A 638-nucleotide genomic window follows, 5' to 3' on the forward strand; every position below is an offset into this window, starting at 1 on the left:
TACGGTCCGTCATATACATGCTACTTCCGGCTACCCGTAAACGGGTCTTCTATATCTAAGGTGAGTTGTTCTGCCATTTCATCTTCTTGCAATTGGTGTTGTATATATTGGGCTATGGCTTTTTCATTCTTTCCTACCGTATCGACGTAATATCCACGACACCAAAATTGCCGATTTCTGTACTTATATCTCATATTTCCCCATTTTTCATATATCATCAAGCTGCTTTTTCCTTTGAGAAATCCCATGAATCCAGATACACTCATCTTTGGCGGAATTTCTACAAGCAAATGAATATGATCCGGACATGCTTCTGCTTCCAGAAGCGTTACACCCTTCCATTGACAGAGTGTCCGCAGTATTTGCCCTATTTCATATCGCTTTTGTCCATAAAATACCTTCCTCCGATATTTAGGGGCAAATACTACGTGATATTTACAATTCCATTTCGTATGTGCTAAACTGTGGGTATCGTATTGTTGTTTCATAGTGATAAACCTCCTTTGAATCCATAAGGCTGCAGTTGACGGACCGCATTCTTATCGTATCTCAAAGGAGGTTTTCTTTAAACCTTTAAAGACTCATCGCTAAAGCTTATTTGAACTCCCTGGTCTAACCAGGGGTTTTCTAATTGCAAA

1 protein-coding gene is annotated in these 638 nt (G+C 39.7%); it reads right to left on the bottom strand.

What is annotated here, in order from left to right:
• Positions 1–20 precede the first annotated feature (20 nt).
• Positions 21–488, bottom strand: a complete 468-nt coding sequence (tnpA, locus tag E0L13_RS11690; protein ID WP_168062590.1) for an IS200/IS605 family transposase — start codon at positions 486–488, stop codon at positions 21–23.
• Between the last annotated feature and the right edge of the window lie 150 nt (positions 489–638).

Source organism: Megasphaera sp. SW808 (assembly GCF_012027795.1).
Lineage (GTDB): Bacteria > Bacillota > Negativicutes > Veillonellales > Megasphaeraceae > Megasphaera > Megasphaera stantonii.